This window comes from Pseudomonas sp. KH_024_B2 (genome assembly GCF_057839965.1).
This window is the reverse complement of record NZ_CM174502.1, coordinates 992,502-1,000,000: the sequence shown is the minus strand read 5'-3', so window position 1 is coordinate 1,000,000 and position 7,499 is coordinate 992,502. Positions and strand designations below refer to the sequence as shown.

Below are 7,499 nucleotides of genomic sequence, written 5' to 3'. Positions count from 1 at the left end.
TAGAGGAATGGCGATAAGCGGCAGCGGAGGATCGAACGCATGCCGCGTGGTCTTATAGGGAAAAATCTCCCCCCGTGCGATCGTCGTGAAAATCCGCGTCACCTCAAACGCCAGCCCCGTCTGCCAATGCCGCACGCGCACCCGCGGGTCTGCGTAATCGAGCTGAATGCACGGCACGTTTCAGACCCAATTGCAACGCTACATTGAGCCGATGATTGCCGTCCATCACGATACCTTTCGAGCGTTCCACGATGATCGGCTCCAGCCAATAGCCGGCGCGGATGATTGCCTCACTGAGCATTTTCACGTTGGCAGGGTCGACCTGCTCTGACTGCAAAACATCACACAATGGCCGCAGGACAATCTGATAACTGTTGAACAATTCCAGCTGTCCGGCAAAAGAAGCTTGCGGGTGTCCCATGGTTCATCTCCTGATTCAACGATTGGGCTCAGCAGGCATCGGCTTTGGCGATCAATGCGTACTGGCTCGCCACGTCACGCAGGCGCTGCGCGTGTTCGATGAGGGGCAGATCGACCATCTCTCCATCCACTTGCACCGCATGACTGCCCCCCGCCACGGCGCTCAGAACTCGATCCGCCCAGGCCAATTGCCGTGCATCGGGCAAGAAGGCGCGTTGAACGGTGGTCAACTGCGAGGGGTGAATGCATAACTTCGCGCCAAACCCCAGGGACCGGGCGTAGTGCGACTCCTGCGTAACCACAGTCATGTCGCTGATCGTGGGCGTCACCCCATCGATCGGTGCCGGCAGATCAGCCGTGCGCGAGGCCAGCACAATTCGATTGCGGGCGAAGAGAAACGCCTCGGGTATCTGGCTACAATTGATGTCCAGGGAAAAATCCAGCGAGCCAAATGCCAGACGCGCCAGCCCGGGTATCCCGGCGATTGCCTCAACCTGCTGCAAGCCTTTGGCAGTCTCGATGATGGCGACGATGTGTAGCTCGCCATTCCACGCCAACAATCGCTCGACCACTCGGGACAAGGTCTCAGGGCATTCGGCCTTCGGCAGGAAAATGCCCGCGCAGCGCTGCGGATAACGCATGTCGCTCAGCCACGTCAGGTCCTGGCGAAAGAGTGTGCTGCTGACGTTGTTCAAGCGAATGTAACGCTGGCAATGGGTGGTCGGTGTGCTCTCCTGCCAGGCCCAGATCGCGGCCCGGGCGGCAGCTTTGCTGTTGGGGTGAACGGCGTCCTCCAGGTCCAGAATGATCGCATCCGGGGCGGCATCGACCGCTTTGGAGAAACGTTCGGGGCGATTGCCCGGAACAAACAGGTAGCTGATGGGAAGCTTGTCTGTGGTGCTGAGACGATCAGTGGTCATGGAATCTCTCTCCTTGGTATGCATCAGTCGTAGGTGTTCGAGCATTTCGGGAACCTGAGTCTTGGGTGAATTCCGATCCCTGTGGCCTCGTTGTTGCTTCTACCTTCAACGCCAAGTACATCAAGGCGTTAAGCGTTTTTTAAGTAGTCTTGATTCACTGACTTCCCTGTGCAAATAAACGGGTTCTGCACGCTCATGGCGCGTGATCTCATTCAAAATATTTGAAAATCTTACTTGATAATCATTTGCATTAGCAATATCGTTCTCATTGCTTCGTAGGGTTTAGCCCTATTTCACGTAAGTAACCATGTTCACGAAGGAGTCAGCGCAGTGATGTCATTTAAATGTCAGCTGCTGGCACTTTAAAACTATGGGTTGGGCCATTAACAAATGGCCGTCAGCCAAATCCGCATAAACCACATGGAATGGGGTCTCATGCAATTGTTTAGTGAATCAATTATTACCGTCAGCACCTCCAAGATCGGTTCAAGTGCCGCGTGGCGCCCTCCTCCGTATTTTTAACCTCTCGCACCCTAACGAGAAGCAACATCACATCTGCCGATAATGCTTAGTTATCGAAACATGAATGGCGACGTTTTCGACGCCAAGGGTTAACTATGCCTAATACAATTACTCCGCCACTTGACGAACGAATTAAAGTTCATCAGCCCGAATTGCTGAAGCCGCTGCTTGACCCTGTTGTAGCGCGACTGATCCACAACCATCCGCATACACTTTTGGAACTAACGTCTCAATACGGATCACCATTGAATCTGGTGTGGCCCCATGCCTTTGAAATCAACGCAGCTGCCCTGCAATCGGTGTTGAACCAGTACAACGTACATCACGCTATTTTCTATGGTGCCAAAGCCAACAAATCTCAGTGCTTGCTTGGCGCGGCATCAACCTCGGGCATTGGTGTCGATGTTTCGAGCATCCACGAATTGGACGCGGCGCTCCAAGCCGGTACGCCACCGGAACGTTTGTGCGCAACTGGACCGGCCAAAACAACGGTGTTCCACCAGGCGTTGGTGCGTACCGGCTCCCTCATTTGCGTAGACTCGCTGGAAGAGTTTGGCCACCTGAAAACGCTGATCGAATCCCTACCGATCCCCACCAAAGCCCGGGTTTTGCTGCGTTACAGGCCACAGAGCTGCCCGACGAGCCGATTCGGCATGGGCGCGGATGACTTGTTGCAGTGTCTGCAGCTCCTGGTGGAAGAACGCGATACTTTTCACTTTGAAGGTTTCCATTTCCATCTCGGCGGATATGGATTCGAAACCCGGGCACAGGCCTTTCGTGAGGTGACCGGTTTCGTCGTTGCGGCGCGAGAAATGGGATTGAACCCGGTCATGATCGACATCGGCGGAGGCTTGCCGATGCGTTATGTCGAACCTCAGGCCTATAGCAATTTTTTACAGAACGACAATAAACCCTGCCATTATTACAACCACTCAGTTCCCGACTCCTTTTATCCTTACGGCAGCAGCCTGACAGCCTGCCAGTGGTTGGCATTATTTCTTGAAGCCGATCATTCGCCAGGTCAATCCATCGCGAACTATTTAAAAGCACAGAATATTACGCTGGCATTGGAGCCGGGCCGAAGTCTGGTGGATCAAGCGGCCATATCGCTGTTTCGCATTACACGCACCAAACAGTTGGCCGACAACAAAACCGTCATATTTGTCGAAGGCAGTAGTTTCAGTGCTTGCGAAACATGGTTCTCGTCCGAATACCTTGTCGATCCGATTCTGATCAGCACGAAAGAATCAACGAACACCCCCATCCAGGCCTACATCGCAGGACACAGTTGCCTGGACGACGATGTCATCACCAACCGCTTAATCAATTTCAGCACTTCACCGCAAGCGGGCGATTTATTGATTTACGTTAATACTGCCGGTTATCAGATGGACTTGCTGGAGAACGAGTTTCATCGCCATCCCCTGCCCCGGCGAATGATGGCGACCTGTTGTACGGAAGGTAACTACGCGTTTTCACCTGACTACTAAAGGGAATACTTCAAATGGTACTGAATAAAGTCTCGGACCTTATTGGCAATACGCCAATGTTGGGTATTGATGTTCCAGATACAAACGCCAGACTGTTGCTCAAGATTGAGAAGAATAACCCCGGCGGCAGCATAAAAGACCGCATGGCACGAAACATGGTTCTGGCTGCGCTCAAGTCCGGACGGCTAAAGCCCGGTGGCGTGGTCGTCGAATCGTCTTCCGGCAACACCGGCATCGGCCTGGCCATGGCGGCCGTCGAGTTCGGCCTGCATTTCATCGCCGTGGTCGACCACCACGCTGCCCAGGACAAGATCGCGGTGATGAAGGCACTTGGCGCTGAAGTCCGATTTGTCGCGGGTACCTATCGCGAAGATGAAGTCGCAGTGGTCGAGCGCCAACGGCTAGCTGCCGAACTCGCGTCTCAAATCCCGGGCGCCGTGTTCATGAACCAATCCGACAATGCCGCCAACGCGGGCGGGTATAGCGATTTCGTGCGCGAAACCATTGCCCAGGCCGAGGGTCATGTCGGTGCCTATGTCGGTTGCGTCGGCACCGGCGGCTCGATGACAGGGATCGCTCGCGGGCTGAAACTGCACAACCCCGACACCGTCACCGTGGCCGTGGAACCTGCAGGCTCTATCGTCTTTGGCCATCCCGGCTATCCGTACTATCAGTCAGGTACCGGCACACCCGCTGGCGACACCGTGGGATTGGTGCTCGACTACAGCTGCATCGACCTGGGCGTGCAAGTCACCGACTCTCAAGCCTTCGAAACCGCTCGTTATATCGCTCGCCACCTGGCACTGCTGGTCGGCGGGTCAACCGGTGGCGCGATCTTCAAGGCGCTGGAACTGATTCACAAAGGTGTGCTCACCGGCAACGTCGTGGTGCCGATTGCCGATGGTGGCGAAAAGTACCTGCACACAGTATTCGACGACAAATGGCTGGAAGAGCGCGACCTGCTGGACCCGGACGTCGGGCCGCAACTGGATATCTGGCTGGGCAAGACCCAATGGCTGGAGTCCATCTCTACCCCGCTGCAACTGAGCGTCGCATGACACTTCTCCCACACAGGAACGCCCCTCAATGAAACTGCTGAAAGTCGCCATCTGTGGCGGTGGCAGGACCGGTCACCTCAACGCCATCCTGTTCAAACAGCTGCCCAATGTTCAGGTCTCGATGCTCACCAGCAATCTGGAGATCGTCGACCAACACGCCCGTCACACACCGATGCACGCATTGATGCCAGATGGCTCGACGCTGAGCGCCCGGCTTGATCGGGTGACCACCGACGCGAAAGCCGCCGTCGAGGACGCCGACATTGTGATCATCACGGTGCCGGCCCATGCCCGACCACAAACCTTGCAAGCCATCGCTGCGCATTTGAGTTCGAGTAAACCGGTGTACATCGGCGCCATTCCGGGCTTCTGCGGTTTCGATTGGCTGGCCGAAGCCACGCTGGCCGAGCGGCCGAATCTGGTGATCTGGGGAATGAAGGATGTCCCGCATACCGCGTTCGATCTGAAGCCCGGACTATCGATCAAAATGGGCGGAGGCAAAAGCCAGCTGTATGTGGCGACTCACGCCCGAGAATCGCAAGCGTCGCGTCAACACCTGCAAGAACTGCTCACCGTGTTGTACGGTCCCTGTGTGACGATGCTGGACAACTATCTCGAAATCACCCTCACACCTGGCAATCCGATCATGCACAGCTCAGTGATTTACGGGCTGATCGGACCCTACGGCCAATGGCATCGCAAGATATTCCCCCAGCGTATGTGCTGGTGGACCGAGTGTCCCGAATTGGGCGCCTATTTCCTTGAGCGCATGGATCAGGAAAGTCAGGACCTGTGCGCAGTCATCAGCCAGCGAATGGGCGTCGACCTGTCTTCGGTCAAATCGTTGAAGCAAGAAATTGTCGAGGCTTACGGCGAGCAGATTCGTGACCAGAGCAGCATGCTGTCGATTCTGCGCACTAATCAGGCCTACAACGACATCCTCGCGCCGATGGTGCCAGCCGATGACAACCGCGCAGGTTATGTGATCGAGCGCGAGAGCCGTGCCTTCAACGAAGACGTCGCCTACGGCCTGGTGCTGTTGGTGGAAATGGCCAGACGTTTCGAGCTGAAAGTCCCCTACATAGAAGAAGTCCTGCAGTGGAGTGTTTCCTACATGCAGGGCTTGCGCGACTCGGCGCTGGATTACTTCCCGAGCCAATGGCCGCGCACGGCATGAGTCGCTGCTTTACCTCTTCATTTACTTCTCGACGAGCAGATAGCTGATATGGATGACCTCAAGACACTGATCACCTACTCCCGCAAAAACGCCATGCGACGGTTGATTCGTTGCCTGTTTGCCGAAAACATTCTGGATCATTCGGCCCTGAGTTTTTCCGCCAATGGAAACCAGGCCACGTATCCACTGAAGAATGCCCGTGCGCACGTGTTTTTCACTGATATCGCAATGGGACCGGCAGACACCCTGGTCAACGACGGTGACGTGGTGCTGTTGACGGACGAAGGCGTACGCCAGGTGATTCACAGTCATCAGGACTTGCTGGATGTGCTGCGCGACAGCTTCGACTTCGAACCCAGCGACGAAGGTATGACAGGGCTCAAGTCGGATATGGAAAACAGCCTGATGAACGATGCGCATGCTCGCCAATATCGTCAGGATTGGAACGCGCGGCTGGCCGACGCCACCAAAAGCCACGGGCTCGACAGCCTCACCGACTACCTCCGCCAACACGCCAGCACCAAGGACGCGGCCATCCTGCTGGACCAGTGGGGTTCGCTGGAAGGTCACCCGTATTACCCGACGTGGAAATCCCGGCCAGGCCTGAGCGATGCTGAAGTCGAGCAATTGTCGCCCGAATTCAACGCTCAGGTGCCGCTGCGTATTGCGGCGTTGCGAGCTGACATGGCCAAAAGCGAAAGCATGCCGCACGTGACCAGCTACCACACCTGGTTCGCCACCCACTTTCCGGTGCAATGGGAACAATGGAAGGTTTCGCTCAACAGCAAGGGCCTGGATGAAACCCAGTGGCTACCGCTACCAATTCACGCCTGGCATTTGCAGGCCTACGTGCTCAAAACCTTCGCCGCAGAAATCGAAGAAGGCATCCTGATCACTGAGGGTCCGGACATTCAGACGCTGCCTACCATGTCGTACCGAACAATGATGCCAGTGCTGAACGAGACGGCGCCGCTGATCAAGTTGCCGATCGCGCTGTGGATGACCAGCGAATTGCGAAGCCTGCAAGCCAAGTCGATTCACATGGGGCCACGCATCAGCACGGTGATCACAAAGATTCTCGCCGCCGAAAACGGCTTCGACCAGCAACTGGAGATCTTCCCGGAAGAAATCGGTGTGCGTTACAAAAACGCCATCACCCAGGACGACGCGCCTGGGCGGCATCTATCGGTGGTCTATCGCGCCAGTCAGCAAGCGTTCGAGCGCAGCGACGATTGCCTGCCGATTACCGTGGCGTCGCTGTTCACCCGATTGCCCGGCAGCGGCCGGCCGTTGTTCACCGACCTGATTGAGCGTGACGGAGTTCGGGCCAGTGCCGACAGCGTCGAGAGTTGGTTCCGCCAGTACGCCAAAGTGGTCACCCGCCCGGTGGTGGCGATCTATCTGTTGTACGGCATCGGGCTCGAAGCTCATCAGCAAAACACCATGGTGCTGTTTTCCCCCGATGGCAAAGCACGTAGTCTGCTGATCCGCGATTTTGGCGACGGCAGGACCTACGCTCCGCTATTGGAAGAACGCGGTTACGCCTTACAACCGCACGTGCAGCCTGGCATCCTGCCGACGGTTTTCGTAGAGGATATCGAACCGGTGCGCATGTTCGTGCTGGACGCGGCGTTCCTCACTCACCTGCACGAAATGGCCCTGTGGCTGACGAAAGAGTACGCGTTGGACAACACACGGATGTGGGAGGTGTTGCGTGAGGAAACCGAGAACGCATTCGCGGCCGTGCGCGATCGTGTCTCGCCAGCGTTATGGAAAGTCGAGCGCAAAGCGTTCGTCCAAGACCCGTGGCCAACCCGGTCGTTGTTGCGCATGCACTTGATGCAGTACTCCAACTATCGGTTGCAGCACACGTTGACCAACCCGCTTGATGCCGTTTAACCACCGAGGCTGA

6 protein-coding genes are annotated in these 7,499 nt (G+C 56.2%); 4 read left to right on the top strand and 2 right to left on the bottom strand.

Annotated elements, in window-relative coordinates:
* Positions 1-103: 103 nt before the first annotated feature.
* Together AC3I0A_RS04655 and AC3I0A_RS04650 are read right to left on the bottom strand one after the other, a co-directional pair.
* Entirely contained in the window at positions 104-421 is a 318-nt protein-coding gene (locus AC3I0A_RS04655; RefSeq protein WP_489376463.1) for a hypothetical protein, read from the bottom strand.
* Between the two features lie 28 nt (positions 422-449).
* Positions 450-1,340, bottom strand: coding sequence for an HpcH/HpaI aldolase/citrate lyase family protein (locus tag AC3I0A_RS04650; protein ID WP_489376462.1), 891 nt, complete (start codon positions 1,338-1,340; stop codon positions 450-452).
* A gap of 617 nt (positions 1,341-1,957) precedes the next feature.
* Here AC3I0A_RS04650 and AC3I0A_RS04645 point away from each other — a divergent pair.
* The 4 genes from AC3I0A_RS04645 to AC3I0A_RS04630 are packed head-to-tail and all read left to right on the top strand — an operon-like array spanning position 1,958 to position 7,486.
* Positions 1,958-3,352 carry a Y4yA family PLP-dependent enzyme gene (locus AC3I0A_RS04645; protein WP_489376461.1) on the top strand — a complete coding sequence of 465 codons (1,395 nt, stop codon included), beginning with the start codon at positions 1,958-1,960 and terminating at the stop codon, positions 3,350-3,352.
* Between the two features lie 14 nt (positions 3,353-3,366).
* A complete protein-coding gene (locus tag AC3I0A_RS04640; RefSeq protein WP_489376460.1) occupies positions 3,367-4,410 on the top strand; it encodes a PLP-dependent cysteine synthase family protein in 1,044 nt (347 codons plus the stop codon).
* A gap of 28 nt (positions 4,411-4,438) precedes the next feature.
* Positions 4,439-5,587 (top strand): NAD/NADP octopine/nopaline dehydrogenase family protein, encoded by a 1,149-nt coding sequence (locus tag AC3I0A_RS04635; protein WP_489376459.1) that lies wholly within the window; start codon positions 4,439-4,441, stop codon positions 5,585-5,587.
* A gap of 48 nt (positions 5,588-5,635) precedes the next feature.
* Complete coding sequence (locus AC3I0A_RS04630; protein ID WP_489376458.1) at positions 5,636-7,486, top strand: IucA/IucC family protein; 1,851 nt, start codon at positions 5,636-5,638, stop codon at positions 7,484-7,486.
* Positions 7,487-7,499: the final 13 nt, after the last annotated feature.

What these genes read in the sequence shown, in the direction of transcription:
- AC3I0A_RS04655 (WP_489376463.1), bottom strand. Translation starts at nt 421, where the DNA reads ATGGGACACCCGCAAGCTTCTTTTGCCGGACAGCTGGAATTGTTCAAC.
- AC3I0A_RS04650 (WP_489376462.1), bottom strand. Translation starts at nt 1,340, where the DNA reads ATGACCACTGATCGTCTCAGCACCACAGACAAGCTTCCCATCAGCTAC.
- AC3I0A_RS04645 (WP_489376461.1), top strand. Translation starts at nt 1,958, where the DNA reads ATGCCTAATACAATTACTCCGCCACTTGACGAACGAATTAAAGTTCAT.
- AC3I0A_RS04640 (WP_489376460.1), top strand. Translation starts at nt 3,367, where the DNA reads ATGGTACTGAATAAAGTCTCGGACCTTATTGGCAATACGCCAATGTTG.
- AC3I0A_RS04635 (WP_489376459.1), top strand. Translation starts at nt 4,439, where the DNA reads ATGAAACTGCTGAAAGTCGCCATCTGTGGCGGTGGCAGGACCGGTCAC.
- AC3I0A_RS04630 (WP_489376458.1), top strand. Translation starts at nt 5,636, where the DNA reads ATGGATGACCTCAAGACACTGATCACCTACTCCCGCAAAAACGCCATG.